Genomic DNA, 26,778 nt, shown 5'->3' on the forward strand with positions numbered 1-26,778 from the left:
ATCCGGCTCCCTTCGCCCGGTCCCGCCCCGTCCCGACCCGGCCCGTCCCGGCCAGGACGGCACTCGGGCGTGCCGACCTGTGACGGGCTGCTTACGGTCTCTTTAGCAGGGCCTAGACTCGCGTGCGTACAGATCGTCGAACAGCGAAGTACGTACGGCGTCCGCATCACGTACGTACGAATCGCCAGGCCAGGGAGCGAGGGACGGACGTGCCGGAACCGACCGTCGCCGTAGCGGCGGAACCGACCGTCGCCGTAGCGGCGGACTACTTCCAGTCCTATTCGGTGGTCGGACTGCTTGCCGCCGTGGGCGTGCTCTTCGTCGCCGTCGCCTTCGGCGCGGGACGGCTGTTGCGGCCCGAGGTCCCCACCCGGGAGAAGCTCCTGACGTACGAGTGCGGCGTCGACCCCGTCGGCGAGGGCTGGGCCCACACCCAGGTCCGCTACTACGTCTACGCCTTCCTGTACGTCATCTTCGCCATCGACTCGATCTTCCTCTTCCCCTGGGCGACGGTCTTCGCGGACCCCGGCTACGGTGCGACGACCCTCGTCGAGATGTTCGTCTTCCTCGGTTTCCTCGCCGTGGGCCTGCTCTACGCATACAAGAAGGGCGTCCTGGCATGGACGTGACGCCAGAAACGAACGCGCCGGAGCCGGGCGCCCCGCAGCCCGTCCTCCTCCCGGAGCCCAAACGGCTGGGCGCCCTGGCCCGTCTCGCCCCCGAGCCGATGAAGGTGATCCTCAACTGGGGTCGCCGCTACTCCCTCTGGGTCTTCAACTTCGGCCTCGCCTGCTGCGCGATCGAGTTCATCGCCGCGTCCATGGCCCGCCACGACTTCATCCGCCTCGGCGTCATCCCGTTCGCTCCCGGACCGCGCCAGGCCGACCTGATGGTGGTGTCGGGGACGGTCACGGACAAGATGGCCCCGGCGGTGAAGCGCCTGTACGAGCAGATGCCGGAACCGAAGTACGTCATCTCCTTCGGTGCCTGCTCCAACTGCGGCGGCCCCTACTGGGACTCCTACTCGGTCACCAAGGGCGTCGACCAGATCATCCCGGTCGACGTCTACGTCCCCGGCTGCCCGCCCCGGCCGGAGGCGCTCCTCCAGGGCATCCTGAAACTCCAGGAGAAGATCGCCCGGGAGTCACTGAGCGAGCGCTACGGCAACGGCACAGGCTCCGGCTCCGGCACGGGGGCGGCGGCTGCGGCCGGCCCCCGCCCGTCCACGGCGGCCCTGCAGAGCGACCTGGTGAAGCCGCCGGCGGCCGATGCGGGTGCCGGTGCCGGTGCCGATGGCGATGCCGATGGCGGTGCCGAAACGGCGACCGGCGGTGGCGCTGAAGTGGGGGACAAGTGACCGGCTGGCTGCCCACCCCCGCCGAGGAACTCTTCGGCCCCGAGGCCACGGCGGAGGAGTCGTACGGCGTCCTCACCGTGGACGTCCCGCCCGCATCCTGGACGGAGGCGCTGCGCACGGCCCGCTCCACCCTGGGCTGCACGTATTTCGACTGGCTGAGCGCGGTCGACGAGCCGGGCACGGGTTTCCGGGTGTCGGCCCACGTGGTGGCCCTCGCCCCGGTCCGACGCCTCCTCGTCCGTACGACCGTCCCCCACGAGTCCCCGGTCCTGCCCACCGCCGTCGACATCTACGCCGGCGCGGCCTGGCACGAACGCGAGACCCACGAAATGTTCGGCGTCCGCTTCGAGGGCCACCCCGCCCTGGACCACCTCCTCCTCCCGGAGAACTTCGAGGGCCACCCCCTCCGCAAGGACTTCGTCCTCGCCGCCCGTGTGGCCAAGGCCTGGCCGGGCGCGAAGGAGCCCGGGGAGCCTGCGGCGGGTGCGGCGCACGGCGCACCCAAACGCCGCCAGATGCTTCCGCCCGGCGTCCCCGACCCCAACGAATGGGGCCCCCTCAAGGGACAGCTCCCCCCGGCCCCGGCCCGCCCCTCCCGAGGCGCAGCCACCCGCCCGGCCGGAGACCGCCCCGCCCGCCGCCCCCGCCCGACCGACGAGGGCTCAGCCCCCCAGCCACCGACCGACACCCCACCCTCCCCCCGCCGCACCCGCACGGCAGCGGAGGGCTCGGCCAGCCAGACGGCTGCCGGCTCGGCCCCGGACGCGAGTGGCAGTTCTACGCCTGCACGCCGCGCCCGCACGGCAGCGGAGGGCTCGGCCAGCCAGGCGCCTGCCGGCCCGGCCCCGGACGCGAGCGGCAGTTCTACGCCCGCGCGCCGCGCCCGCACGGCAGCGGAGGGCTCGGCCAGCCAGACGGTTGCCGGCTCGGCCCCGGATGCGAGCGGCAGTTCTACGCCTTCCCGCCGCGCCCGCAGTGCGAGCGAGGGCTCAACCACGCAGCGCACCCAGCCGCCGGCTCAGCCCCCGGCCGCCTCCACGGCCCCCGGGTCCCAGACCGCCGCCGGGGAACAGCCCGCCTCTCAAGAGCACGCCGCACCTGGAGACCCGGCCGCCCCCTCCGGGCAGCAGCCGCCTTCCGGCCACGAGGCGGCCCCCGCTGAGCGAGCCGCCCGGCCCGAGCGAACGTCTCCCGCCGGACCGCGCCGCGCCCGCAGCGCATCGGGGGGCTCGGCGAGTCAGCGCGCGACCCCTACGGAACCCTCCGGCACCGGCGAGCCCCCGGCGCAGCCGCGCCCCACCCGTCCCACCGCCCGCAGCACGGACGCGCCCTGGCACCACGCCCGCCCGGCTTACGACGAGCCCGGACCCGAACACGAGCCCCAGCCGAAGGCCGAGCCCGCACCGAAGGCCGAGCCCGAGCCCGAGCCGGAGCGCCCCACCAGCCCCGCAGCCCCCCAGCCGGATGCCACACCTGGTGCAACAGCGGAACCCGATCCGGCCGGTGCCGGTGCAGATACCGGTGCCGGTGCCGGTGCAGATACCGGTGCCGACGCTGATACCGGTGCCGACGCTGATGCCGGTGCCGACACCAATGCCGACACCGGTGCCGCCGTACAGGCCACCCCCGAATCAGCCACCGCTGACGAGCGCGCCCCCGCCCCGGACACCCCGCCGCAGCAACCCGAGTCGCCCGGCACGCCCCCGGCCAAGGCCCCGCCCGGCGAGGCCACCGACGAGGGGGCACCCGCCGACCCCGCCGACGCCGACCCTGACGACGGCGCGCCCCAGGACAACACCGACCCCGCCGACGACACCCCCGAAGACCCGCCCAACCCCAACCCCAACCCCAACCCCAACCCCCCTACGGGAGGCACGCAGTGAACGACGCTCTGGACGTCGCCCTGCGACTCCTCATCGTCTTCGTCGTCTTCCTGACCTTCCCCTTGATCATCGGCCAGACCGAACACAAGGTGATGGCCCACATGCAGGGCCGCCTCGGCCCCATGTACGCCGGCGGCTTCCACGGCTGGGCCCAACTCGTCGCGGACGGCGTCAAGTTCGCCCAGAAGGAAGACATCGTCCCGGCCGGAGCCGACCGCCGTGTCTTCCAGCTCGCCCCGGCCGTGGCCCTCCTCCCGTACCTCCTCGTCCTCCTCGCCATCCCCATCGGCCCGGGCGAGGGCGCCGTCGGCGTGGTCATCGACGCCGGCATCTTCTTCGTCCTCGCCGTGATGGGCGTAGGCGTCCTCGGCTCGCTGATGGCCGGCTGGGCCTCCGCCAACAAGTTCTCCCTCCTCGGCGGTCTCCGCACCGCCGCCCAGCTCCTCGCCTACGAACTCCCGATGCTCCTCACGGCCGCCTCCGTGGCGATGGCGGCCGGCACGGTCTCCCTCGTCGGCATCGTCGATGCCTTCGAGTGGTGGTGGCTGCCCTGGCAGATCGTCGGCGCGATCGTCTTCTTCGTCGCCGGCCTCGCCGAACTCCAGCGCCCGCCCTTCGACATGCCCGTCGCCGACTCGGAGATCATCTTCGGCGCCTACACCGAGTACACCGGCCTCCGCTTCGCCCTGTTCCTCCTCGCCGAGTACGCCGGCATCGTCGTCCTGTGCGGCCTGACCACCGTCCTCTTCCTCGGCGGCTGGCACGGCCCGTGGGGCGCCGACGGCCTCGGCTGGGTCTGGACCCTCCTGAAGACCGCCGTCCTCGCCTTCGTCGTCATCTGGCTCCGCGTGACCTACCCCCGCCTGCGCGAGGACCAGCTCCAGAAGCTCTCCTGGACCCTCCTCGTCCCTCTCTCCCTCGCCCAGATCGCCCTCACCGGCGTCGTCAAGGTGGTGATCCAGTAACCATGTCCCGCCCGTCGCCCGACCCCCACCCCTCAACGACGCCCTCCGGGCGGCCCCGGCTGTCGATTCCCGGTAGTGGTCTCGCCAAAGGCCTGGCCGTCACCCTCCGCACGATGACGAGGAAGACCGTCACCGCGCAGTACCCGGACGTCCAGCCCGAACTCCCGCCCCGCACCCGTGGCGTCATCGGTCTCTTCGAGGAGAACTGCACGGTCTGCATGCTGTGCGCCCGTGAGTGCCCGGACTGGTGCATCTACATCGACTCCCACAAGGAGACGGTCCCGCCCGCCGCCCCCGGCGGCCGCGAGCGCAGCCGCAACGTCCTCGACCGCTTCGCCATCGACTTCGCCCTCTGCATGTACTGCGGTATCTGCATCGAGGTCTGCCCCTTCGACGCCCTGTTCTGGTCCCCGGAGTTCGAGTACGCCGAGACCGACATCCACGAACTCACCCACGAGCGCGACAAACTCCGCGAGTGGATGTGGACCGTCCCCTCCCCACCGGCCCTCGACCCCTCCGCCGAAGAACCCAAGGAACTGGCCGCCGCCCGCAAGACCGCCGAGAAGCTCGCGGCGGCCCAGCAGGCCAAGCCGGACGAATCCGAGGAGGGAGCGGACTCGTGACCCTCACCCCGGCGCCCCACGACTTCCTCGCCCAGACCTCGCACAGCCTCCTGGCCCAGGCACAGCAAGGATTTCTCGCCCAGGCACAGCAAGGATTTCTCGCCCAGGCGCAGCAAGGCTTTCTCTCCCCGACCGGCGTCGAGATCGCCTTCCTCCTCGTCGGCCTCGTCACCTTCGGCGCCGCGATCGTCACCGTCACCACCCGGCAGCTCGTGCACGCCGCCCTGTGGCTGGTGGTGGCGCTCGGCGGGCTCGCCGTCGAGTACCTCCTGCTCACCGCCGAGTTCATCGCCTGGGTGCAGGTCCTCATCTACGTCGGTTCCGTCGTCGTCCTCCTCCTCTTCGGACTGATGCTCACCAAGGCCCCCATCGGCCGCTCCCCGGACGCCGACTCCGGCAACCGCTGGGCCGCCCTCACCGTGGCCGTCGCCTCGGCCGCCGCCCTCGTCTGGGTCGTCGTCGACGCCTTCCGCACCACCTGGATCGACCTCGACGGCCCCGCCGCCGGCTCCACCGAGGCCACCGGCGAGAGCCTCTTCCAGAACTGGGTCCTCCCCTTCGAGGCCCTCTCCGTCCTCCTCCTCGCCGCGCTGGTCGGCGCGATCGTCCTCTCCCGCAAGGAGAAGCCGGACACCCCGGCCCCCGCGACCACTCCCTGCCCCCGCAACGGCACCCCGCCCGAGCCGCCGACCGGAACCCGGACCGAGCCGCCGACCGGAACCCGGACCGCGGCGGCATCCGAGACCGGCACCGACAAGGGAGGCGTCCGCTGATGCACCTCGCCTATCCCGTCGTGCTCTCCGCCCTCCTCTTCTGCACGGGCCTGTACGGCGTCCTCGCCCGCCGCAACGCGATCCTCGTCCTGATGTCCGTCGAGCTGATGCTCAACGCCGTCAACCTCAACCTCGTCGCCTTCGACGTCTGGCTCAGCAAGACCGCCGAGGAGACCCTGCACTCCGGGCAGGCGCTGACCCTGTTCACGATCACCATCGCCGCCGCCGAGATCGGCATCGGCCTGGCGATCGTCCTCGCCGTCCACCGCAACCGTGGCACCGCGGACATCGACAAGCTCCGCGACACCGCCGAGGGTCACGGGACCGACGGCCCGGACGCCCCCGACGAGGCCACCGGCACGGCAGGCACGGCCGACCCGTCCGGCCGGACCGAGAAGGCCGAGGCCACCGCGTGACCACGACCACCCTCGCCGTCCTCGTCCCCCTCCTCCCGTTCCTCGGCGCCGCGGCCGGCCTGCTCCTGGGCCGCACCGCCCCCGGTTTCGTCCGCCCCCTCGCCGTACTGCCCACCCTGACGGCCCTCGCCCTGGCCGTCCTGGTCGCCGTACGCCAGGGCGGCGACCGGGCCGTCGAGGCGGCCACCCAGCTCACCCCCACCGGCTCGGTCCCGATCGACCTCGCCCTGTACATCGACGGCTTCGCCGCCCTCGTCGCCGTCCTGGTCGGCCTGGTCGCGACCTGCGTGCAGATCTACTCGACGGGCTATCTGCGCGAGGACCCGCGCTACCCCTCGTACGCCGCTCTCGTCTCCCTCTTCACCTCCGCGATGCTCCTCGTCGTCTACTCCGGCGACCTGATGGTGCTCCTGGTCGGCTGGGAGATCATGGGCATCTGCTCGTACTTCCTGGTCGGCCACTACTGGGAGACCCCTCAGGCCCGCGCCGCCTCCCTCAAGGCCTTCCTGGTCACCAAGCTCGGTGACGTCCCCTTCCTGATCGGTCTGTTCGCCCTCGCCACGGACGCCGGGTCCTTCCGCATCACCCGGATCCTGGCCACCGTCGCCGACGGCGGCCTCGACCACCCGACGCTGATCGCCCTGCTGCTCCTCGCCGGTGTCGCGGGCAAGTCCGCCCAGTTCCCCCTCCACACCTGGCTCCCCGACGCGATGGCGGGCCCCACGCCCGTCTCCGCGCTGATCCACGCCGCGACGATGGTCGCCGCCGGTGTCTACTTCGTCGCGCGCCTCCTCCCGGTCTTCGCCGCCTCCTCGGCGGCCCTGGTCGTCCTCGCCGTCATGGCCGCGATCACCATGACGGGCTCGGCCCTCGCCGCCCTGGCCCAGGACGACATCAAGCGCGTCCTCGCCTACTCGACGATCGGCCAGCTCGGCTACATGACCGGCGCCCTCGCCGTCGGCGACCGCGGCGCGGCCGTCTTCCACCTCATCTCCCATGGCGCCTTCAAGGCGCTGCTGTTCCTCGCGGCCGGCGTGATCATCCACGCCGCCGGCACCAACTCCCTGGCCGCCATGTCCCGCATGAGCCACCTGCGCGCCCGCGTCCCCGACGCCTTCTGGACGATGACCGTGGCCCTCCTCGCCCTCGCCGCGATCCCGCCGTTCAGCGGTTTCTTCTCCAAGGAGTCCGTCCTCGGAGCCGCCGAGCACGCCGCCACCGGCCACGCCGAGCACGTCCCCGGCGCCGCGGGCTGGACCGTCCTCGTCGCCGGCGTCCTCACGGCCCTGCTCACCGCCGCGTACGCCACCCGCCTGTGGCTGCTCACCTTCCACGGCAAGGGCGCCGAAGCCCCCGACCACGGCCGCCAGCCGCGCACCATGACCGTGGTGCTGTGGGTGCTCGCCGTCCCGTCCCTCGCCCTCGGCGGGCTCGCCTACGGCAGGCTCCCCGACTGGTTCGACGGCGACGACCTGGCCCCCACCCTCACCACGTCCGTCGTCGGCACGGGCGTCGCCCTGATCGGCGCCCTGGTGACGTACGCGGCCTGGCGGTCCGCCAGGGCCAAGGCGGCCCGCGCCCCCCTCGGCGCGGTCGCGGCGCACCCCGAGGCGGACGCCGCCACGGTCGAGGCGGAGGCCATCGCCAGCCACACCCCCGCCTACGGAGACGTGGCCTCGGCACCCGACCCGGCGGACCCGGGCCGCCTCCTGCTCGGCCCGCTGCACCGCCACGCCGCCGCCGGCTTCCACCTGGACGCCGTCTACTGGGCCCTCTTCGTCCGCCCGGTCCAGGCCGGCGCGAGTCTCGTCCGGTTCCTCGACCGCGAGGTCGTCGACACCTACGTACACGGCGCGGGCGCCCTGCCCCGTCTGCTGGGCGCGGCCGTACGGCGGGCCCAGACCGGCAACGTCCAGACCTATGTGAGCGCGCTGCTCGCCGGCACCGTCGTCCTGGTGGTCGCCGCCCTCGTCGTCGCCACGGGAGCGTGAGCAGGCGTGATCGATATCAACGAGTCCGTGATGCAGGTCCTTCTGGCGTTGATCGTCGTCGGCCCGCTCATCGGCGCCGCCGCCGCTCTCCTGCCGGCCCCGCCCGGACTGAAGGGGAAGTCACCCGAACAGGCCGTGCTCCGCCACGGGATGACCGTGACCGGCGCGGTCCTCATCGCCGCGATCGTCCTCGCGCTCGGCTTCGACCACGACCAGCCGTCGAAGATGCAGGCGAGCACGGACATCAGCTGGATCCCCGCACTCGACGTGCGCATCCACCTCGGCATCGACGGCATCTCCCTCCCCCTTCTGGTCCTGACCGCGCTGCTGACCTTCCTCTGCGCGCTCTACTCCTACTTCAAGCAGCAACATCAGCGGCTGACGCCGCGGGCCGCGGGCCCGTCCCCGAAGGCCTTCGTCGCCCTGCTGCTCGTCCTGGAGTCCGGCACCCTCGCGACCTTCGCCGTCCTCGATCTGCTGCTGTTCTTCCTCGCGTTCGAGATGGTCCTCATCCCGATGTACTTCCTCATCGCCCGCTGGGGCGGTGAGCAACGCACGCAGGCCGCTTGGAAGTTCATCCTCTACACCCTGCTCGGTTCCGTGGTCATGCTGCTCGGCCTGCTCCTGATCGGACTCAGGGCGGGCACGTTCGACATGGTGGCACTCGCCACTGACAATCACCCCGAGCTCACCACATCCGTGCAGGTCATCGCCGTTCTGTCGATCGGGATCGGGCTCGCGGTCAAGACCCCGATGTGGCCGCTGCACAGCTGGCTGCCGGACGCCCACACCGCCGCCCCGACCGTCGGCTCGGTCCTGCTGGCCGGCGTCCTGCTGAAGATGGGCACGTACGGGTTCGTCCGCATCCTGCTGCCCATCACGCCCGAGGGCATGAGCACCTTCGCCCCCTACCTGGCCGCCTTCGCGGTCGTCGGCATCATCTACGGATCCCTCGCCTGCCTCGCCCTCGCCCGGCAGGGCGCCAAGGGCGACCTCAAGCGCCTCATCGCGTACTCCTCCGTCGGCCACATGGGCTTCGTCCTGCTCGGCATCGCGACGATGACCCCGACCGGCGTCAACGGCGCGCTGTTCGCCAACATCGCCCACGGCCTCATCACCGGGCTGCTGTTCTTCCTGGTCGGCGCGCTGAAGGACCGCACCGGCAGTACCGACCTCGACACCCTCGCCCGGGAGACCGGCGCCGCCCTCTACGGCAGGGCCCCGCGCCTCGGCGGCCTGCTCGCCTTCGCCGCCGTCGCCTCCCTCGGACTGCCGGGACTCGCCGGGTTCTGGGGCGAGATGCTGGCCCTGTTCGGCGCGTTCCGGCCCGCCGAGGGCCTCAGCCGCCCCGCCTTCCTCACCTTCATGTCGATCGCCGCGTTCGGCACGCTCCTCACCGCCGCGTACCTGCTGATCGTGGTCCGCCGTGTCTGCATGGGCGCCGCCCCGCAGGAACCGGAGGAGGGGCCGCGGCTCGCCGACGTACAGACGTACGAGTTCGCGGCCTGGACCCCGCTCGTCGCCCTCACCGTCCTCGCCGGCCTCTGGCCCGCGGCCCTCCTCGGTCTGACCGATCCGGCCGTGCAGCAGCTCCTCGCAGGAGGCACCCGTTGAGCCCCTTGGCCCAGCCGCCGGTTCAGGACCAGGCCCGGACCCTGGCCGAGTCCGTCGTCCAGTCCGTCGACTGGCTCGCGATCGCGCCGCCCACGATCGCCGCGGTCGTCGGCCTCGCCGTGCTCGTCGCCGACCTCTTCGTGGGCGACGGCAGGAAGACCCTGATCGGCTGGGCCTCCGTCGCGGGCCTCGTCGTCTCCCTGCTGGCCCTGCTGCCCCTCCTGGACGGCGACCGCGCCACCTTCTGCCTGACCGGCGCCCCGGACGTCTGCAGCTACACCGCGGACCGCTTCACCCTCGTCGTCCAGTTCCTCGCCCTCGGCGGCGCCCTCCTCGCCGCCCTGCTGTCGATGACGGCCCTGACGGACGAGAAGAAGACCCTGCCCGCAGGGGAGTTCTGGTTCCTGCTGCTGTCGTCCGCCGCCGGCGCCGCCCTCCTGCCGGCCTCCCGCGACCTGGCGACGCTCATCGTGGCCCTGGAGGTCGCCTCCCTGCCCGCCTTCGCCCTCGTCGGCATCCGGCTCGGCGACAGGCGGTCCTCCGAGGCGGCCCTGAAGTTCTTCCTGTCGTCCGTCACCGCCACCGCCGTCAGCCTGCTGGGCATCAGCTTCGTCTACGCCACGACAGGCACCCTCTACCTCACCGAGATCGCCGACCGGATCCAGAACGTCGACGGCCAGCTGCACACCGTCACCCAGGCCGGCGTCGTCCTCACCCTCATCGGCTTCGCCTTCAAGACGGCCGCCGTACCGTTCCACTTCTGGGTCCCCGACACCTACGTCGGCGCACCCCTGCCGGTGGCCGCCTACCTGTCGGTCGTCGGCAAGGCGGTCGGCTTCTCCGGGCTGATCCTCATCACCGTCGTCGCCCTCCCGTCGTACGCCGACGTCTGGGGCCCCGCCCTGGCGGCCCTGGCCGCCCTCACCATGACCGTCGGCAACGTCGGCGCCCTGAAGCAGCAGTCCACGCGCGCGTACAGCGCCGTCCGGCTGCTCGCCTGGTCCTCCGTCGGCCAGGCCGGCTACCTCCTGGTGCCGATCGCGGCGGCCGCGTACGCCGAGAACACCGACGACGCCGAGAAGGCCATCGGCTCCACCGTCGCCTACGCCCTGATGTACGCCGCCGTGAACCTCGGCGCCTTCGCCGTGGCCGCCCTGGTCGGCCGGACGAAGCTCCTGAACCGCGTCAGCGACTACCGGGGCCTCTACGCGACGAACCCGCTCTCCGCCCTCCTCCTGGCCTTCTTCCTGCTCTGCCTCGCGGGTCTGCCGCCGGGCATCATCGGCCTGTTCGCCAAGGTCACCGTCTTCTCGGCGGCCGTCGACGCGGGCCTCGGCTGGCTCGCCGTCGTCATGGCCGTCAACGTGGTGATCGCCCTCTTCTACTACCTCCAGTGGACGGCCCTGCTGTTCCGCGCCCCCGAGAGCGAACCCGAGCCGCACCGCGTCCCGGCCCCCCTGACGGTGGCCATCGCCCTCACCGGGATCGTCGGCATCGCCCTCTCCGGCGCGCCCCAGGTCATCCTGCGCTTCGCCGACACCGGCCTCTTCTGACGGCCCCGCCGTCACCCGGACGGCCCCCGGCGGGGCCGCGCGCACAAGGGAACTAGTACTCCCCGCCTGGCGTTGACCAGTACGGGAAGGTCCACTGAGAGGTGGAGTCGACAGCTACAGCAAGCAAAGGGTTCCCCTGCCGCACGACCTGGAGGGCGTACCGTGCACCGCCGGCACAACGGGCTCAGGACCGCCGTACTCCTCGGGGGACTGTCCGCACTCATCATCGTCATAGGAAGCTTCTTCGGCCGTACGGGTCTGATCATCGCGGTCCTCATCGCCCTCGGCACGAACGCGTACGCGTACTGGAACAGCGGCAAGCTGGCTCTACGCGCGATGCGTGCCCGCCCGGTCAGCGAGTTCGAGGCCCCGGCGCTCTACCGCATGGTCCGCGAGCTCTCCATGCAGGCCCGCCAGCCCATGCCCCGCCTGTACATCTCCCCGACGGACGCCCCGAACGCCTTCGCGACCGGCCGCAACCCCCGCAACGCGGCCGTGTGCTGCACCGACGGCATCCTCCGCCTGCTCGACGAGCGCGAGTTGCGCGGCGTCATCGGCCACGAACTGAGCCATGTCTACAACCGCGACATCCTGATCTCGTCGGTCGCCGGCGCCCTCGCCTCCGTGATCATGTTCCTGGTGAACTTCGCCTGGCTGATCCCGATCGGCCGCTCGGACGACGACGACGGCCCCGGCCTCCTCGGCCTGCTGCTGATCATGATCCTGGGCCCGCTCGCCGCGTCCCTCATCCAGCTCGCCATCAGCCGCTCCCGGGAGTACGAGGCGGACGCCTCCGGCGCCCAGCTGACCGGCGACCCGCTGGCGCTGGCCAGTGCCCTTCGCAAACTGGAAACGGGTACCAAGCAACTCCCGCTGCCCCCCGAGCCCCGTATCGAGACCGCGAGCCACATGATGATCGCGAACCCCTTCCGGCCGGGCCGGGGATTCTCCAAAATGTTCTCGACACACCCGCCGATGGCGGAACGCATCGCCCGACTCGAGAAGATGGCAGGTCGCCCCCAGTGAAGACCATTCTGAACATCATCTGGCTGATCCTCAGCGGCTTCTGGCTCTTCCTCGGCTACCTGTTCGCAGGCTTGCTTCTGTGCATCACGATCATCGGCATCCCCTTCGGCATCGCGTCGTTCCGCATCGGCATCTACGCCCTGTGGCCCTTCGGGTACAGCGCGGTCGAGCGCCGGGACGCGGGCGCGCCCTCCTGCCTCGGCAACATCCTGTGGCTGGTCCTGGCGGGCTGGTGGCTGGCGCTGACCCACATCTTCACGGGCCTCGTGCTCTGCGTCACGATCATCGGCATCCCCTTCGGCATCGCCAACTTCAAGCTCGTCCCCGTCTCGCTGATGCCCCTGGGCCGCGAGATCGTCCGCTCCGACCAGCCATTCGCCCAGCAGCGCTGGTAGCGGCACGCCGGGGGTGGGCGACACGGAGCGACCGAAGTACGTCCTGCTGCCGTACGGCGCCGCAGCCGAGTTCGACGGCGCGGACGGCTACGAGGCGACCTGGGCCTCCTGCACGGACACCGAGAACCTCTTCGGCGACCCGCCCCCGCCCCCGCGCGGCACGTACGAACTCCTCGGCTGCGCCCCCGAGGGCGACCTGGAAACAGCCCTCACGCGCGCGCGTGCCGACGGCTCCGCACCCCTCGGCCGCCTCGTCCTGGAGATCCCGGGCGAGCGGGGTGAACCGGTCCATGAGTGGTGTCTGGACGACGTACGCGTCCTCGGCGACCGCCCGAGCCCGAGCGACCCGTCGCTGCGGGACATCACGATCGAGGGCGCGCCGCACCCCGCCGACCCGTCCGGCCTCCCGCGGCGCCGCCCGCTGTCCCGGGGCTTCCGGCTCCTCGGCCCGGAGTCCGAACCGCACGGCTCGTGCGAGGACTTGGCCCATCTCGGCGACGACGACCCGTCCGAGTCGGCCGATCCTCCGGTACGACTCCTCGGCTGCGTGCCACGCGGCGCCCTGCGGGCCGCGCTGGACGCGGGGGAGGAGGACCTGGGCCACGCCGAGCTGCTGCGCCTCGACACGCACGGCCGCCCGGTGCAGGCCGCCGTGGAGGGCGAACTCACCGCGTGGATCCCGTCGGCACGCGGCCCCGGCCTCGTCGACCTCACCCTCGAACCCTGGTCGGACCGGCCGCCGACCGCCGCCGAACAGGTCTGGTCCCTGTGGGACCGAGGCCGTCCCACCGAACCCAACCTCTGGGCCCACTGCGGTACCGCCGGCCGCGGGTTCTGGCTCGACACGGCCCTGGCGAACCGTGACACGAGCGGAGCCGACGCTCCCGCCGGCACCACGTACCACCTCGACGGCCGTCACATCACCGACGACGCGGCCTTCTTCTGCGCCCTCGGCGAGGCCGTCAACGGCCCCGGCGGCTACTTCGGCCACTGCCTCGACGGCGTCCGGGACGCCCTGCGCGGCCACTTCGGCGCCACCTCGCCCTTCACCCTGGTCTGGCACGACGCCCCCACAGCCCGCGCGTGCCTCGGCCTCGCGCCCCGCACCGACATCCGCCAGGCGACCTTCGAGCAACTCCTCGAGTTCTTCGCAGCGCACGGCATCGATGTACGCCCCGACTGAATGCCCCAACTGAACGGCCCGAGTGACCGCCCGAGTGACCGCCCGGCGTGACCGTGCCCGGGCTCAGCGGCCCCGCCCCGCCCACCACAGCCGTACGCCGTACGCCGCCGCCCCCACACCCAGGACAGCCGCCCCCGCGCCCACGGACGACGCGGGCAGCGCGAACGCCAGGACAGCGCACCCGACGAGCCCCACCACCGGCACCACCCGGGACACGGGCGCCGAACTCAGCGTCCAGGCGGACGCGTTGGCGACCGCGTAGTACGCGAGGACTCCGAAGGAGGAGAACCCGATCGCGCCCCGGACGTCGACGGTGGCGGCCAGGACGGCGACCACGGCGCCGACGGCCAGCTCCGCCCGGTGCGGTACCTGGAAACGGGGGTGCACGGCGGCGAGGGCGCCCGGCAGATGCCGGTCCCGGGCCATGGCGAGGGTCGTGCGGGAGACGCCCAGGATGAGCGCCAGCAGCGAGCCGAGCGCGGCCACGGCGGCCCCCACCCGCACCACGGGCACCAGCCCCGGCACCCCGGCCGCCCGCACCGCGTCGGCCAGCGGAGCCGCGGCCCGGCCCAGCCCACCGGAGCCCAGCACGGCGAGGACGGCGACCGCCACGGCCGCGTACACGACCAGCGCGATGCCCAGCGCGAGCGGGATCGCGCGCGGGATGGTGCGCGCCGGATCCCGTACCTCCTCACCGAGGGTCGCGATCCGCGCGTATCCCGCGAACGCGAAGAACAGCAGCCCGGCCGCCTGCAGCACCCCGCCCGCGCCCCCCGACGCCCCGCCGCCCAGCCGCCCGGCGTCGGCTTCGCCCGACCCCAGGCACACGACCACCACGGCCGCCAGGACCGCCAGCACCACGGCCACGATCGCCCGCGTCAGCCAGGCCGACTTCTGCACGCCGCCGTAGTTCACCGCGGTCAGCGCCACCACGGCCGCCACCGCCACGGCGTGTGCCTGTCCCGGCCACACGTACGCCCCCACGGTCAGCGCCATCGCCGCGCACGAGGCCGTCTTGCCGACGACGAACGACCAGCCGGCCAGATACCCCCAGAACGCGCCGAGCCGCTCACGCCCGTACACATACGTGCCGCCCGACGCCGGATGGACGGCCGCCAGCCGCGCCGACGACATCGCGTTGCAGTACGCGACCACCGCGGCGACCCCGAGCCCGAGGAGCAGCCCCGACCCGGCCGCGTGTGCCGCGGGGGCCAGCGCGGCGAAGATCCCCGCGCCGACCATCGACCCGAGCCCGACGACCACCGCGTCCCCGACCCCGAGCGTGCGGCGCAGCTCAGCGCCCGATCCGGCCTGTGTCATGTGCCGCACCCTACTGATCGCCGCAACCGCCGGACGTCACCGAGGCGTCCTCCCCGACAACAGGAGACGACGCCTACGCACGACGACTCCGGGCACGACGACAAGGCACGACGACAAGGCACGACGACAAGGCACGACGACAAGGCACGACGACAAGGCACGACAACAGAGCCGGACGGCAGGACACCTGGCACCTGGCACCCGGTCTCTGTGGGGGGAAACACAGCACAGTTACGGCACGAAAGGGCAGGTTCACGGCATGAGCATCATCGGCTGGATCGTTCTGGGGCTGTTGGCCGGCGCCATCGCCAAGTTCCTGCTGCCGGGCCGGGACCCGGGCGGCTTCATCGGCACGACCCTCATCGGCGTCGCGGGCGCCTTCATCGGCGGCTGGATCTCCTCCCGCTGGCTGGACCACCCGATCTCCGAGAGCTTCTACGACGGCGCCACCTGGGCGGCGGCGATCGGCGGCTCGCTGGTCCTGCTGATCGCCTACCGCCTCCTGTTCGGCCACTCCCGCCGCTGAGCGCGTACGCGCGCACCACACCCGGACCCGCGGCCGGCGGACGAGGAAGGGCGGGCACCACGGCCTCGGCCGTGGTGCCCGCCCTTCCTCGTCAGGCTCCGACTACCGATGATCACCGGTAGTTGACGAACTGCACCGCGAAGTCGAAGTCCTTGCCCTTGAGGAGGGCGATCACGGCCTGCAGGTCGTCGCGGCTCTTGGAGCTCACGCGGAGCTCGTCGCCCTGGACCTGGGCCTTGATGCCCTTGGGACCCTCGTCACGAATGATCTTCGCCACCTTCTTGGCGTTCTCCTGGGAGATGCCTTCCTCGATCGACGCGAAGATCTTGTACTCCTTGCCGGACAGCTGGGGCTCACCCGCGTCCAGCGACTTCAGGGAGATCCCGCGCTTGATCAGCTTGGACTGGAAGACGTCGAGGATGGCCTTCACACGGTCCTCGGAGTTCGCCTCCATGAGGATCTTCTCGCCGGACCACGAGATCGAGGCGCCGACGCCCTTGAAGTCGTAGCGCTGCGAGATCTCCTTGGCGGCCTGGTTGAGGGCGTTGTCGACCTCCTGCCGCTCGACCTTCGAGACGATGTCGAAACTGGAGTCGGCCATGTGCTGTGGCTCCTTGTATCGGTGTATCGGGAGGCGACAAGCCTAGCCACCCCGCCCCTCCGAGTACTGATCAATCAGGTGGCGAAGCACCCCCGAGCATCAGGTATCGTTTACGTCGTCGCCACGGAGCGCCGCCGAAAAGCGGTTCGAAGGACGACAAATCCCAGGCGGTGTGCCCGAGTGGCCAATGGGAGCGGACTGTAAATCCGTCGGCTTAGCCTACCCAGGTTCGAATCCTGGCGCCGCCACGTGGAAAAGACGGCCCCTGCGCTGCGAAAACGCAGCGCAGGGGCCGTCTTTGCGTGGAGTGCGAGTCGGCTGGACTGTCTCGCCGTGTCTCGCTCTTTCCCGCTCTCTACCAGTAGTTCTGGACGGGGCGTGGACGGGGATTTCAGCCCCGACCAGCGGATGCGAGGGTGGCGGGCTGTCAGCCGTCCAGACGGGCGGAGATCTTCGCGTTGGCGGCATCGTCCCCGCCCCGGAGGAACTTCGCGTACACCCGGAAGAGGACGGCCACGCTGTGCCCGGCGCGGGCCGCAACGATCTGCGGTTCCACTCCGGCGCTGAGCCAGGTGGACACGGCCGTGTGTCGAAGATCATATGGACGCTTGGCAAGCTTCGTCGCGCACTCCTGCGGGGTCAGCACCTCTTGCCGGGCGTTCGCCCACACCTCGCCGTAGCCGCTCTCCTGCACCATGCCGCCGCGAGCCGTACGGAACAGCCGACCGTCGGGGGCGATCCCATGGACGGTGATGTGCCACCGGAGGAGCGCCACCAGCCGGGGCGGAATGGGGACCGGCCGAACGGCCTTGCGGGAACGGTGCTTGAGCCCCTTCCTGTCGTGAGCCTCGCCCGAGTCGGTCCACGGTCGGCCGGCTCGCGGACGGCTCTCGCGGAGCATGATCCTGCCCCACCCCCGACGGGGCAGATGCAGGTCGGACTCCAGTAGTCCGACCGTCTCGCCGGGGCGCGCCGCCGCGTAGAGGATGCAGCCGAAGAACGCTTCGAGGTGGCGCCCGCGGGCACCCTGCGCGCGCACGCCGGCCAGGAGCCGTTCCGCCATCTCCGGATCAGGGACGCACTCGGGGTCGACTTCCTCGTCCACCTTCTCGGGAGCCTTCCACTGGAGTGCGTGCATGGGGTTCTCTGCCAGCATCTCCGCGTCGACCGCGTAGCCGAGAGCCTGATGGAAGATGGCTCGCTTCCTGGCGATCACCGACCCTGCGGAAGTCTTCCCGTCCATCCGCTTGGTGCAGGCATTCAGGGCCCGACGGACCAGCATTTTTTCCGAGAGGGCTGAGACGGGAAGCGACTTCCGCTCGAACCATGCCAGCACCTCCTTCACGTCCGGCGGGGGTTCCTCGTCCCACCGCTTGACGTTGAAGGCCCAGCTATAGAGTGCGCGCCGCACGAGACGGTGATCCGCCATGCCCCGCGTGTCCTTGACGATGATGGGGGTCACGGTCGCCATGGCCTCGGCGAGGTTCTTGCGGGTGGTCGCCGGGGAGTGGTCCCACTTCATCTCGATGTAGTCCCGAGCGTGCTGGTACCAGGGAAGGTCTCTCTCCTTCTGGACCATCGACTTCGGCAAACCGCTCTCCACGTCGAACGGTTCGCCCTCGCGCGTCGCCGTGACGAGCTGAGCTCGCCTGCTCTCGGCGAGCCCGGTGGTGAGGAAGGATTCCGAGTGCGGGCGCGTGCCTACCTGCCAGCGGAGCTGATACGGCTTGCGGTACGGCCGTTTGCGGATTGCCCAGATCCGCACGGTGTAGCTCCACTCGGTCACGCGACCTCCAGGTCGTTGAGAAAGGCGTCAAGGACGCTGCGGCGCATGCGAAGGTGACCGTTCGGCAGGCGCCGAACTTCCGGCGCGTAGCCACGGTTCCGCCAGCGGTAGTAGGTGGCTCGGGTTATGCCGATTTCGTCGAGAGCATCGGACAGCGGAACCCACTCGTCAGCAGGAGCGCGGCGCCGACGGGAAGCGGCAGTCATTGTGAGATCTCCTGAGGGTTGGAGCGTGCAGGAGTGCGGGGCTCTTGGCCCCCTTCTGAGGAGTCCGCTACTTCCGCTACCTCCGCTACCTCGCAGGTCAGGGGCCTGTCTGAGGTAGCGGATAGGGGTAGCGGTAGCGGATGGGTAGCGTTGCGGTAGCGGCTCGCGGGGGCGTTTGCCGCTACCTCATCGCTGCTGGTCAGATGGTGTTTTCGGTGCCGGGTAGCGGAGGTAGCGGATTCTCCGGGGACGGGGGGCAGTAGCGCTGCCAGGCGTCGTGGAGATCGGTGGCGTAGTAGCCCTTGAGGACGCTTCCGCCGGTCTTGATGTTGCGGGGCGCGATGGGGTCGCCGTCGGCGGTGACGTACTCGGAGAGCATGCGCGAGAGCCGGCGGGAGTCGAGCGGCTTGCCGTTGAAGTCGGCCCACGGGGCGTCGTCCATGGCGTTGAGCCGGTCGAGGATCGCGACGGTGGGAAGGCGGTCGATGCCGCTCATCACGTGGTCACGCAGATCGGTGAGCAGGCGGATACCGATGCTGCCCTTGTCGTTGATCCGTGATGCCTTGACCAGCGTCAGGCACGCTTCCCGCGCACGCTTGGGCCAGTCTCCGCCGGCCGCGTCCGCGACGGCGATCAGGGGCTCCCACACGTCCGCCGGCCGGTCGGCGACCCCGTCGGGCATCTCGGGGAAGGAGTCGGTGACCTGCTCCTGTACGGTCTCGGTCCACTTGGCGAGCCGGTCTCGGAGGTGGTTGCCCTCGCGGACGTGGATGCGGGTGCGGAACTGTTCCACGTTCTCGTTGGGGGCCCGGCGGCGCATGCGGATGATGACGGAGCGGGTCATGATTGTGTCGGGGAGGTTGCCGAGTCCGGCGACGGCGACGGCGCAGTACGAGGGGAAGCCCTGTACCTGCTGGTTCGCGCCGTCCCCCACGCACCGGTACATCACCCGGCCACGGGTGTGACCGGCGTTGATGAACCCCCGGAGCTGTTCGTTCTCCCCGGCCTTCGGACCGAACACGGTGTCGATCTCGTCGAAGAGGATCGTGGGCCGTCCGCCGTCGACGCCCGAGACTGAGCGGAACAGCGCGGAAGCGGACGCGTCCACGGCTGCCATGGAGCGCGGTACGAGGGTTTCGACGACTTCCAGTGCCCGCGACTTCCCCGACCCCGGTTCGGGGGACAGGAAGGCGAGCCGGGGGGTGGAGTCGAACGCGTCCAGCAGGTGAGCGTGGGCGTCCCACAGCGTGACCGCGACGTACGCGGCCTCGGTGGGAAAGACGTTGAACCGCCGGTGGAACGCCTCCACATCACTGAGCAGCGCGGCCCCGTCGATGGCGGGTGTGGTGGGGGTCGCCTCACTCATGCGGCGGCCCTCCCTTCCTGGTGGGGGCGGAGCGGGCAGGTGTCGCGGTGGGCTTCGTGGTCCTCGATCAGGGCGAGCACCTTGGCGCGGTCGACCGCACTACGGTCACGGCCGCACAGGCACTTCGAGGTGGCCGTGGGCACGGCGCCGCGCGGTGCGACGATGTGCAGCCACGCGACGGGGTACCGGCCGTCGCCAACCGGCGGGTCAGGGCGAACAGCAGAAGGGACGCCCTGACGGGCGGCGACTTCCGGCTCGCCCATGGCCGTCTGCGGCGCGGCCGGTGCGGCGGCGCGCGGGACGGTGGGGCTGGCTTGTTGGCCTTCCAAGGGGGAGCGGGCGGGGGAGCTCATGCCGCATTCCGGGCGCGGGCTTTGCGCAGGGAGCTGTTCAGGGCGCTGCGGATGGTGGCGCGGCACTCGGCAATGGTGAGTCCGCTCGCCTCCCCAGCCGCTTGGAAGGCCTCCTCCGCCACGTGCCGGGGGAGGTCGCCCCACGCGACGAAGCGCCCGACCTTGAAGGCGCAGCGGTTGAGCGTGATGTTGCGCTGATGGTCCGGCGCCCCCGCGACGATGGCGCACTCGGCTTCCAGCGCGGCCAGTGCCGCGCGGTTGCCACTGACCGCCGGGAGCCGGAGCGGCCCGACGGGGCGTGCGGGGGCCGGCTGCAGCAATCCCAGTAGCCACACGGGCAGTTCAGCGACCTTGGGGCCGCCTACGGGCTCGTAGGGGCCGGTGGGGGTGGTGCTGCCGGCGGCGACGACGTAGCCGCCCCACGCTCGGGTGTCGACCAGCGGGGCGAGGGTGCCGGCCGTGTTGCCCAGCCGCACCCCCGCTGGGGCCGCGAAGTACAGGTGCTGGCCGCCGCTCGCGGTCCGCGTCCCACAGGTGGCGGGGACGGGGTGCCCGGTGCGCTCGCAGAGCGCCGCAAAGGTCGCCGCGCCGTCAGGCGCGTCCGAACTGTCCTTGTCTTCCTTGGGCTTGTCGAGGTCGACGACGACCAGCCCGGACGGGCCGGTGGCGATGCCGACGTTGTACGGGGCCCGCGCCCACGTGGCCCGGATCAGGGCGGGGTCGGTGGTGGCGCGTTGCTCCCACTTGCGGTGGCCGGTGGCGCAGGGTCCGGTGCGGGGGCATGCGGTCTCGCCGTGGAGGGCGGGGCGCTTGGTGCAGGGGCGCAGTGGGAAGACGTGCCAGCCGCGCTCGGCGGCGGTGAGGGCGGCGTTCAGCAGGTGCGTGTTCATGCGGCGGTGCCCCCGTCCGTCCACAAGTTGAGGATGCGGGTGCTGTAGCCGTCCATGGCGGCGTTGATGGCCTCCCCGTCGCCGGTGCGCAACGCGTCCAGCAGGGCGGCGGTCTCGGGGGTGGGTCCGGGGTCCTCGATGCCGTCCAAGTCGCGGGCGAGGGTGTGCAGCAGGGCGCGGGTCAGGTACCGGTCGAGGAAGAAGCGGTGTTCGATCAGGACCAGCGGCGGGCCGACGGTGAGCAGGACCAGGACGGTGCTGCCGTCGGGGCGGGGCTCGGTGCGGACCATGGTCACCCGGTCGGGGGCGTCCGGCACTCGCGGAATACTGGCGTGGTCGGTCATGCTGGATGTCTCCAGTTCCTTGAAGGATGCTGGTCAGCAAGGGCGGCCCCGTTTCTTTGGCGAGAGGGGGGCCGCCCTTGGCGTAGCTAGACGCCCTTGCTGCGGGCGAGTCGGAGGGTGATGCCGCCGATGCCGATGGGTCCGGCGGTGGTGGCGATGACGGTGACGGCGTGGGCGGTGGCGTCGAGCAGGGTGCACACGGCGACGACCAGTCCCCAGCCGCCCATGGCGGCGGCGCCGGCGACGGTGAGCCCGATGAGCACGCGGCGCCACGGGATGCCGGGGTGGGTGGTGGGGTGGACGACGATGACGACCGGGGTTCCGGTGGCTGTCGCTCGGTTCCAGTCGTCGGCGGGGATGTGCGGGGCGATTCCGGGCGGGTCGTGGTGATGCACGGGCACTCCCTTCGGGACATGGAGCGGGCCCGCGTCGCCGGTGTGACGCGGGCCCATGGCTAGGTGTGACGGGTAGGTGTGATGCGGTGTGACGGGCCGCTGTGATGGCGCGTCACACCCGTGTTTGCCTAGGGGTTTGGGTGTGACGGTGCCGTCACATGTGATGGGTGTCAGGCGGCCGTGAGGGCGGGGACGATGCGCCACCGGCCGGTGGTGTTCGTCGCCTCCAACCGGCCCTCCTGCGCGGCTGCCTTCAGGCGCTTGGACACCCAGGAGCGTCCCAGGCTGTGCCGGTCGCACCAGTCGGTGAAGTCCTTCGGACCGACGACCATGCGGCCCTCGTTCTCGAACTCCTCCAGCGCCTGAGCGAACAGACGGCGGGCTTCCTCCGGGGTCGGCTTGCGGCCGCTCTCCTGGCCGAAGATCGGGGCGTCGTCGCCCTCCTCCGACTCGGGGAGTTCGGCCTCGGGGTCGATGTGGTCGTCCTCGGAGTCGACCAGCGGCCCGTACCCGATCTCGTCCACGTCGTCCTCCTCGATGGCGGCGGGGCCGGTGCCGGCGGCGCGGCCGGTGTAGGCGTTGCCGGCGACGCTGGAGGCGGCGCCGGCGGTGATGGGGTCGGCGACCGCGCCGTTGCGCAGGGCCCAGTCGGCGAGGACCTCCATGAGCGAGACCGCGTCGGGGCCGAACCCCCAGGTACGGCCCGGGGACGCGTAGCGGGTCTCGTCGATGCCGGGGGTGACCAGGTAGCAGTAGCCGGGGCGGCGGTTACCCCACGCGCCGGGGTGGGCGCCCGCGTCGAGCACGGTGTCGGGCAGGGAGAACGACTCGTCACGCGGGTCGCAGCCGAGCGCGATTACGGACGGCAGGGACGCGCGGGTGGAGGTGGACATCTGGTCGTACGACGGCCGCTGAAGCGACACGACCAGCGAGACGCCGGCGGAGCGGGCTTCCTGCGCGATGCCGGTGAACGCGTCGTCCCCGAGGTTCCGCAGGGTGCTGGCGGCCTCTTCCATCCACGCCACCAGGTACGGCATGCCCGCGCATCCGCACGCGCGGCCGTCCGACCGGCACGAGTGCGCGGCGTCGTTCTGGACTTCGGCAGCCGCGGGGACCCACTGGCGGTAGTTGTGCTGGCCCAGCCACCGCGTCCGGGCGGGGATGACGACCTGGATCGCCTCCACCATGACCTCAGTCGGCGTGCCGCCCTCCGCCGCCCAGTCGATACCGGGCAGCAGCGGGCGGAAGTCCTGGAACATCTTCGGGTCCGACAGCCACAGCAGCACATCCCGGCGGGACAGGATCTCTGTCTGGAGGTTGAGGGCGGTCTCGCCCTTGCCCGACCCGGTGCCGCCCGCGACCAGGACGTGAGTGCCGTTGCGGCCCTCCTTCGGGTCGCCGGGCAGCCACAGGTACATCGGGGAGCCGTCGTCGTAGCGGCCGATCACCAGCGGATCGGCGATCGAGCCGCCCAGGTTCGACGGGCCCTCCCAGTAGGCGGCCTGAGCGAGCATGTCCTCAGGCACGATGACGAGTTCGCCGCGCCGGGAGGAGCCGGGGTCGGGCTGGTAGCGCACGGCGGAGGTGGGTAGATCGAGGGCGGACGCGAGCCGTCCCAACGCCTTGGACACGTCGTCGTTGGTCTGCTCACCGGCCTCCACCGCGAGCGGGGCGGTGACCCGGTTCGGCTCCACCTTCGCGTTGCCGATCTGCGCCCGCGCCAGCCCCACCTTCTCCAGCAGACCCTTATCCGAACTCTGGCCGGCCGGGTCGTCGTTGCGGCGCAGGATCATGCGGATGTTCCACGACAGCGCCAGGACCGGCCCGCCGATCAGGTACATGTCGTCCAGCGGGCCGGCGGTGGGGCCGGCCAGGCACGCGGCCGTCAGCCACGCCGACCCGGCGGCCACGGTGACGGCGGAGTGGAGGCGCCGCTGCTGGGTGGTGGACTTGCCCATCCACCATGTCGCCCCGGTGAGCGCGACGGACGCAAGGGTCAGACCGACCCCGGCCGCCGCACTCTCCGCCCACTGGAGACTGCCCAGCCCACCCGCGATGCCGATACCGGCGGTGGCCACCCACGGGGGAAGGTGCGGCATGGCCCGGTGCAGCAGGTACGCCCCCACACCACCCCCGCCGCCGTGGGACTCACCGAGCAGGAGACCGGGGCCGGTGTAGTCGGCGACCATGCCGTTGTCGAGGAAGTCGGTGTGCCGCACGCGACGGCCGTTGCTGTTCCTGGTCATCGGTCGACCTCCTTACTGCTGGTCCCAGTTCATGACCGGCTGCTGCGGCTTGCGGGCACGGTGACGGACGCGGTTGATCTCTTCCTCGAACTCCTGCTGGAACGTGGCGTAGCAGGCGGCGGCGTTCTTCGCGGCGCTGCGCAGGTCATCGGCGGCCCGGTTCATCTTCCGGGCGACCTTCGCGGCGCGGATGCGGGAGCCGAACGCCCGGCCCTCGGGGTCGGGCACGGCCGCGAGGACGCCTTTGAGGATCTCGGTGCCCATGGCGACCTCGATCGACAGCGTCACGGCCGCTGCCCGCAGGGTGTTGCAGTAGTGCCGCACCAGCGCGGGCGAGCCGAAGTCCGGGGCGGGCAGCAGCGCTTCGGCGTGCGGCCGGCGGCCGTTCGGGCTGGCCGCGCGCTTGTTGTTGTTCACGGTGACGTTGATCGGCGGGACGATCGAGCCGCCGAGCGCGCCGACGAACCCGCCGGCGGCGGCGCCGGCGTTGGCGAACTTGCCGGTCTTGGGGTCGTTCACAGGCCCGCGCGGACGCCGGCCGTTGGTGTTCTGCGCCATCAGACGATGTCTCCTCAGGTCAGCGGGACGGGCGGACGATGAACCACGCGGTCTGCGCGGTGATCCAGATCAGCAGCCACAGCAGCACGAGCGGCCCGGCGAGCGGGCCGAACCCGGCGGCCAGCGCCAGCCACACGGCGGCGGCCGTGGCGAGCGCGGTCAGACCGATGCGCCAGCCGAACGTGGCGCCGCGCGCGGGGCGGCGGCGCTGCATGACCAGCAGCCACACCAGCGGCACGGCGGCCAGCGGGGCGAGGACGAGACCGGACCACCAGGCGACCGCGTGCAGCAGCGCGGCCACCACGAACGCGAGCACGGACAGGCCGGTCGGGGCGAGCGCGGAGCGGAAGCGCCACAGTGTGCGGCCGACGAAGCCGAGCGCTTCGCGGGTCAGGGAGGGGCGTTCGGGCACGACGATCACGAACGGGTCGGAGCGCCGCCCGCGCTGACGCGGGATACGGACGGTGTGGACACCCGCCGCCTTGGCGGTGCGGGTGCGGGTACGACTGGACACAGCGAAACTCCCAGGTCGAAGGGGTTTAGGCGGCGCGCTGTTCGTCTTCGGGGTACGCGCACGGCACGCACATCCCGAGCGAGACGGGGATGACGTAGCCGGCGTCGGTGCGGCACTCGGGGCAGGTGCGGCGGGCGGCGTTGGCCTTGCCGAGCGCCGTCCACTTCGCCGGCGTCATGGGACGCACGGGCTTGGCCCGTTCGATCTCGTAGAGGTAGGCGACCAGCGGGGGACGGCGACGCCGGGGGCGTTCGATCTGCGCCACCACGTCCTGACCACCCGGCCGCAGCCCCTTGGCGCGGAGCTGTCGGCGGGTGGCCAGCCCCTCCGGCGCCAGGCGCCAGACGTAGACCGGTACGGCGGCCATCAGTCACCGACCACGGCGACCAGATGGGGCCGGTCGGCGTCGTCGGCGTTGCGGACGGCGAGGATCTGCTTGCGTGCCCACGACTCGCTCATGGCGTAGGCCTCACCGAGTGCGCGGGCGGACAGGGGGCGTGCGGCCTGTACGGATTCGGCGTACGTACGGCGTGCGTCCTGCCGCACACGCTCCAGCTCCGCATCCTCGAACTGGGCCTGGCGTGCGGCTTCCTCCTCCTCGCTCAGCTCCGCCGTGCGGGAGGTGTGCGAGGGGTGCGGATCGTCGGCGCGCACGGTATCCGCACGCTCCTCCACCTGTACCGATACGGCCGGAGCAGCGTCCGGGCGGGTGTGGGCGGGGGCGGGGTCGGGGAGGTCGAGCGGGGTGTCGGCGGGGGTGTGCGGACGCCGTGCGGGTTCATCCGCACGCTTCCCGTCCGGGGCCCGCACGGCGGTGGTGGGCTGGTGGTGGAGCACCTTGGCCACCAGGTCGGAACCGAAGTAGATCGATCCGACGGGGAGGGAGGTGGCCAGCAGGACCAGGGCCCAGTTCGCGGGGTCCCAGTCGGCCAGCCGTCCCCAGTCCACGGCTTTGCCGTGGAGCTCGGGCACGAGTCCGTGGACGTAGTTGAGGACCAGTGAGGCGAGGGTGTAGGTGGCCAGCACCCGCAGCGCGAAGTCACGTGCCTTGCCGGTCAGGACCAGTGCGGCGACCAGGGCGAGCGCCATCAGGCCGTCGACCACGAACGGATACAGCGTCGCGGCCGTGTCATCCGCGCCGATCACGCGGGCCACGTCCCGCAGCGCGTTCCACGAGACCCGGAACGCCATGACGACCACCGCGACCAGGGCCAGCACCAGCAGTATCTTCCCGGTCCGGTTCATGCCGCACCCGCTTCCACCAGGACCGGGGCGTCAACGTCGCCGTAGCCGATCAGCTCCAGTTCGGCGCCCGCGTAGGCGGCGACCGTGCGCAGAACCCGCGTCCGGCCGTCGCCCTGTACGTGGCAGGTGACGCCCTCGGCAGCGACGCCCAGGGCTTCGCGCCACGCCTCGAAGTCGGACAGACCGGAGTGGAGCGACAGCTCCAACCGGTCGGGGTAGATGGGCGAGACGCGCACGGTCGGCGCCGCCAGGTGCCCGAAGTCGGTCACCAGCAGGCGCAGCGCTCGCAGCGGGACGACCAGGTCGTCCAGGGTCAGGGTCTCGCTCACGCGGCCACATCCGTCCCGGCCACGGCCTTGTTGGTCAGGTCCCGGCGGGCGGCGAGCACCTTGCGCCGGGCCCGCCGCAGACGGCGACCGTCCAACACTGTGACCGGCTGGTCGAGCAGGCTGATCTGTACGTCCAGCAACTCGACTTCCGCCTCGATCAGCGGCATCTCGCCCTCGATCGCGTCCAGCTCAGCGGCTGTCGGACCGCTGTCGAACTCGTGGCGGGTAACAGCCGCCTGAACAGCACCGATGTGCTTCATGGGTCGTGGTTCCTCTCAGGGTGGTACGGCCCGAACAGTGGCCCCGGTGCTCGAACACCG

The 26,778-nt window shown here is 71.5% G+C and carries 30 protein-coding genes and 1 tRNA gene; 15 read left to right on the top strand and 16 right to left on the bottom strand.

Annotation, left to right across the window (positions count from 1 at the left end; genetic code table 11):
• The first annotated feature begins 209 nt into the window (after positions 1–209).
• The 13 genes from OG202_RS29475 (at position 210) to OG202_RS29535 (ending at position 13,779) form a co-directional block, all read left to right on the top strand.
• Positions 210–629 (top strand): NADH-quinone oxidoreductase subunit A, encoded by a 420-nt coding sequence (locus OG202_RS29475; RefSeq protein WP_326578913.1) that lies wholly within the window; start codon positions 210–212, stop codon positions 627–629.
• Positions 620–1,357, top strand: a complete 738-nt coding sequence (locus OG202_RS29480) for an NADH-quinone oxidoreductase subunit B (protein ID WP_328223866.1) — start codon at positions 620–622, stop codon at positions 1,355–1,357. The genes OG202_RS29475 and OG202_RS29480 overlap by 10 nt, the downstream gene beginning before the upstream one ends.
• The gene (locus OG202_RS29485; protein ID WP_328223867.1) at positions 1,354–3,240 is read left to right on the top strand and encodes an NADH-quinone oxidoreductase subunit C; all 1,887 of its coding nucleotides are present in this window, start codon (positions 1,354–1,356) and stop codon (positions 3,238–3,240) included. Before OG202_RS29480 ends, OG202_RS29485 begins: the two co-directional genes overlap by 4 nt.
• Positions 3,237–4,205, top strand: coding sequence for a complex I subunit 1/NuoH family protein (locus tag OG202_RS29490; RefSeq protein WP_327728200.1), 969 nt, complete (start codon positions 3,237–3,239; stop codon positions 4,203–4,205). The genes OG202_RS29485 and OG202_RS29490 overlap by 4 nt, the downstream gene beginning before the upstream one ends.
• Positions 4,206–4,318: 113 nt before the next feature.
• Positions 4,319–4,828: a 4Fe-4S binding protein gene (locus OG202_RS29495; RefSeq protein WP_327728199.1), complete on the top strand. Its 510-nt coding sequence runs from the start codon at positions 4,319–4,321 to the stop codon at positions 4,826–4,828.
• A 50-nt stretch (positions 4,829–4,878) separates the two neighbouring features.
• On the top strand, positions 4,879–5,601 hold the full coding sequence (locus OG202_RS29500; protein WP_405896091.1) for an NADH-quinone oxidoreductase subunit J family protein: 723 nt from the start codon (positions 4,879–4,881) through the stop codon (positions 5,599–5,601).
• Positions 5,601–6,017, top strand: a complete 417-nt coding sequence (nuoK, locus tag OG202_RS29505) for an NADH-quinone oxidoreductase subunit NuoK (protein ID WP_326578905.1) — start codon at positions 5,601–5,603, stop codon at positions 6,015–6,017. Before OG202_RS29500 ends, nuoK begins: the two co-directional genes overlap by 1 nt.
• Positions 6,014–8,008 carry an NADH-quinone oxidoreductase subunit 5 family protein gene (locus OG202_RS29510; protein ID WP_328223868.1) on the top strand — a complete coding sequence of 665 codons (1,995 nt, stop codon included), beginning with the start codon at positions 6,014–6,016 and terminating at the stop codon, positions 8,006–8,008. Before nuoK ends, OG202_RS29510 begins: the two co-directional genes overlap by 4 nt.
• Positions 8,009–8,014: 6 nt before the next feature.
• Positions 8,015–9,622 (top strand): complex I subunit 4 family protein, encoded by a 1,608-nt coding sequence (locus OG202_RS29515; protein ID WP_327728197.1) that lies wholly within the window; start codon positions 8,015–8,017, stop codon positions 9,620–9,622.
• Positions 9,619–11,175 (top strand): NADH-quinone oxidoreductase subunit N, encoded by a 1,557-nt coding sequence (locus tag OG202_RS29520; protein ID WP_328223869.1) that lies wholly within the window; start codon positions 9,619–9,621, stop codon positions 11,173–11,175. The genes OG202_RS29515 and OG202_RS29520 overlap by 4 nt, the downstream gene beginning before the upstream one ends.
• A gap of 162 nt (positions 11,176–11,337) precedes the next feature.
• Positions 11,338–12,201, top strand: coding sequence for a zinc metalloprotease HtpX (gene htpX / locus OG202_RS29525; RefSeq protein WP_326578897.1), 864 nt, complete (start codon positions 11,338–11,340; stop codon positions 12,199–12,201).
• Positions 12,198–12,596: a YccF domain-containing protein gene (locus OG202_RS29530; protein ID WP_327728195.1), complete on the top strand. Its 399-nt coding sequence runs from the start codon at positions 12,198–12,200 to the stop codon at positions 12,594–12,596. Before htpX ends, OG202_RS29530 begins: the two co-directional genes overlap by 4 nt.
• A 13-nt stretch (positions 12,597–12,609) precedes the next feature.
• Positions 12,610–13,779: a barstar family protein gene (locus OG202_RS29535; protein WP_326578893.1), complete on the top strand. Its 1,170-nt coding sequence runs from the start codon at positions 12,610–12,612 to the stop codon at positions 13,777–13,779.
• A gap of 63 nt (positions 13,780–13,842) precedes the next feature.
• Here the strand turns inward: OG202_RS29535 and OG202_RS29540 are convergent, their stop codons facing one another.
• Complete coding sequence (locus OG202_RS29540; protein ID WP_326578891.1) at positions 13,843–15,099, bottom strand: APC family permease; 1,257 nt, start codon at positions 15,097–15,099, stop codon at positions 13,843–13,845.
• A gap of 259 nt (positions 15,100–15,358) precedes the next feature.
• Between OG202_RS29540 and OG202_RS29545 the strand changes: the two genes are divergently transcribed.
• Complete coding sequence (locus tag OG202_RS29545) at positions 15,359–15,625, top strand: GlsB/YeaQ/YmgE family stress response membrane protein (RefSeq protein ID WP_328223870.1); 267 nt, start codon at positions 15,359–15,361, stop codon at positions 15,623–15,625.
• A 112-nt stretch (positions 15,626–15,737) separates the two neighbouring features.
• Here the strand turns inward: OG202_RS29545 and OG202_RS29550 are convergent, their stop codons facing one another.
• Positions 15,738–16,226: a YajQ family cyclic di-GMP-binding protein gene (locus tag OG202_RS29550; protein ID WP_286256176.1), complete on the bottom strand. Its 489-nt coding sequence runs from the start codon at positions 16,224–16,226 to the stop codon at positions 15,738–15,740.
• 166 nt (positions 16,227–16,392) lie between these two features.
• On the opposite strand from OG202_RS29550, the gene OG202_RS29555 reads away from it, so the two are divergent.
• Positions 16,393–16,474, top strand: a tRNA-Tyr gene (locus OG202_RS29555).
• A 179-nt stretch (positions 16,475–16,653) separates the two neighbouring features.
• Here the strand turns inward: OG202_RS29555 and OG202_RS29560 are convergent.
• The 14 genes from OG202_RS29560 to OG202_RS29625 form a co-directional block, all read right to left on the bottom strand.
• Positions 16,654–18,012, bottom strand: coding sequence for a tyrosine-type recombinase/integrase (locus tag OG202_RS29560; protein ID WP_328223871.1), 1,359 nt, complete (start codon positions 18,010–18,012; stop codon positions 16,654–16,656).
• Entirely contained in the window at positions 18,009–18,218 is a 210-nt protein-coding gene (locus OG202_RS29565; RefSeq protein WP_328223872.1) for a helix-turn-helix transcriptional regulator, read from the bottom strand. Before OG202_RS29565 ends, OG202_RS29560 begins: the two co-directional genes overlap by 4 nt.
• A 199-nt stretch (positions 18,219–18,417) precedes the next feature.
• The gene (locus tag OG202_RS29570) at positions 18,418–19,584 is read right to left on the bottom strand and encodes a DUF3631 domain-containing protein (protein ID WP_328223873.1); all 1,167 of its coding nucleotides are present in this window, start codon (positions 19,582–19,584) and stop codon (positions 18,418–18,420) included.
• Complete coding sequence (locus tag OG202_RS29575) at positions 19,581–19,937, bottom strand: hypothetical protein (RefSeq protein WP_328223874.1); 357 nt, start codon at positions 19,935–19,937, stop codon at positions 19,581–19,583. Before OG202_RS29575 ends, OG202_RS29570 begins: the two co-directional genes overlap by 4 nt.
• Positions 19,934–20,827, bottom strand: a complete 894-nt coding sequence (locus OG202_RS29580) for a bifunctional DNA primase/polymerase (protein WP_328223875.1) — start codon at positions 20,825–20,827, stop codon at positions 19,934–19,936. Before OG202_RS29580 ends, OG202_RS29575 begins: the two co-directional genes overlap by 4 nt.
• Positions 20,824–21,171, bottom strand: a complete 348-nt coding sequence (locus OG202_RS29585; protein ID WP_328223876.1) for a hypothetical protein — start codon at positions 21,169–21,171, stop codon at positions 20,824–20,826. Before OG202_RS29585 ends, OG202_RS29580 begins: the two co-directional genes overlap by 4 nt.
• 86 nt (positions 21,172–21,257) lie before the next feature.
• A complete protein-coding gene (locus tag OG202_RS29590; RefSeq protein ID WP_328223877.1) occupies positions 21,258–21,566 on the bottom strand; it encodes a hypothetical protein in 309 nt (102 codons plus the stop codon).
• A gap of 170 nt (positions 21,567–21,736) precedes the next feature.
• Positions 21,737–23,755, bottom strand: coding sequence for a plasmid transfer protein TraB (gene traB / locus OG202_RS29595; RefSeq protein WP_328224738.1), 2,019 nt, complete (start codon positions 23,753–23,755; stop codon positions 21,737–21,739).
• Between the two features lie 69 nt (positions 23,756–23,824).
• Positions 23,825–24,370: a plasmid transfer protein TraA gene (gene traA, locus OG202_RS29600; RefSeq protein ID WP_328223878.1), complete on the bottom strand. Its 546-nt coding sequence runs from the start codon at positions 24,368–24,370 to the stop codon at positions 23,825–23,827.
• Between the two features lie 19 nt (positions 24,371–24,389).
• Positions 24,390–24,884 (bottom strand): hypothetical protein, encoded by a 495-nt coding sequence (locus tag OG202_RS29605; RefSeq protein WP_328223879.1) that lies wholly within the window; start codon positions 24,882–24,884, stop codon positions 24,390–24,392.
• 25 nt (positions 24,885–24,909) lie between these two features.
• Positions 24,910–25,251 (bottom strand): RRQRL motif-containing zinc-binding protein, encoded by a 342-nt coding sequence (locus OG202_RS29610; protein ID WP_328223880.1) that lies wholly within the window; start codon positions 25,249–25,251, stop codon positions 24,910–24,912.
• Positions 25,251–26,129 (bottom strand): DUF2637 domain-containing protein, encoded by an 879-nt coding sequence (locus OG202_RS29615; protein WP_328223881.1) that lies wholly within the window; start codon positions 26,127–26,129, stop codon positions 25,251–25,253. The genes OG202_RS29610 and OG202_RS29615 overlap by 1 nt, the downstream gene beginning before the upstream one ends.
• A complete protein-coding gene (locus OG202_RS29620; protein WP_328223882.1) occupies positions 26,126–26,458 on the bottom strand; it encodes a hypothetical protein in 333 nt (110 codons plus the stop codon). The genes OG202_RS29615 and OG202_RS29620 overlap by 4 nt, the downstream gene beginning before the upstream one ends.
• Positions 26,455–26,718, bottom strand: coding sequence for a DUF6284 family protein (locus OG202_RS29625; protein ID WP_328223883.1), 264 nt, complete (start codon positions 26,716–26,718; stop codon positions 26,455–26,457). Before OG202_RS29625 ends, OG202_RS29620 begins: the two co-directional genes overlap by 4 nt.
• Positions 26,719–26,778: the final 60 nt, after the last annotated feature.

Origin of the sequence: Streptomyces sp. NBC_00310 (assembly GCF_036208085.1) — a bacterium.
Taxonomy (GTDB): Bacteria; Actinomycetota; Actinomycetes; order Streptomycetales; family Streptomycetaceae; genus Streptomyces.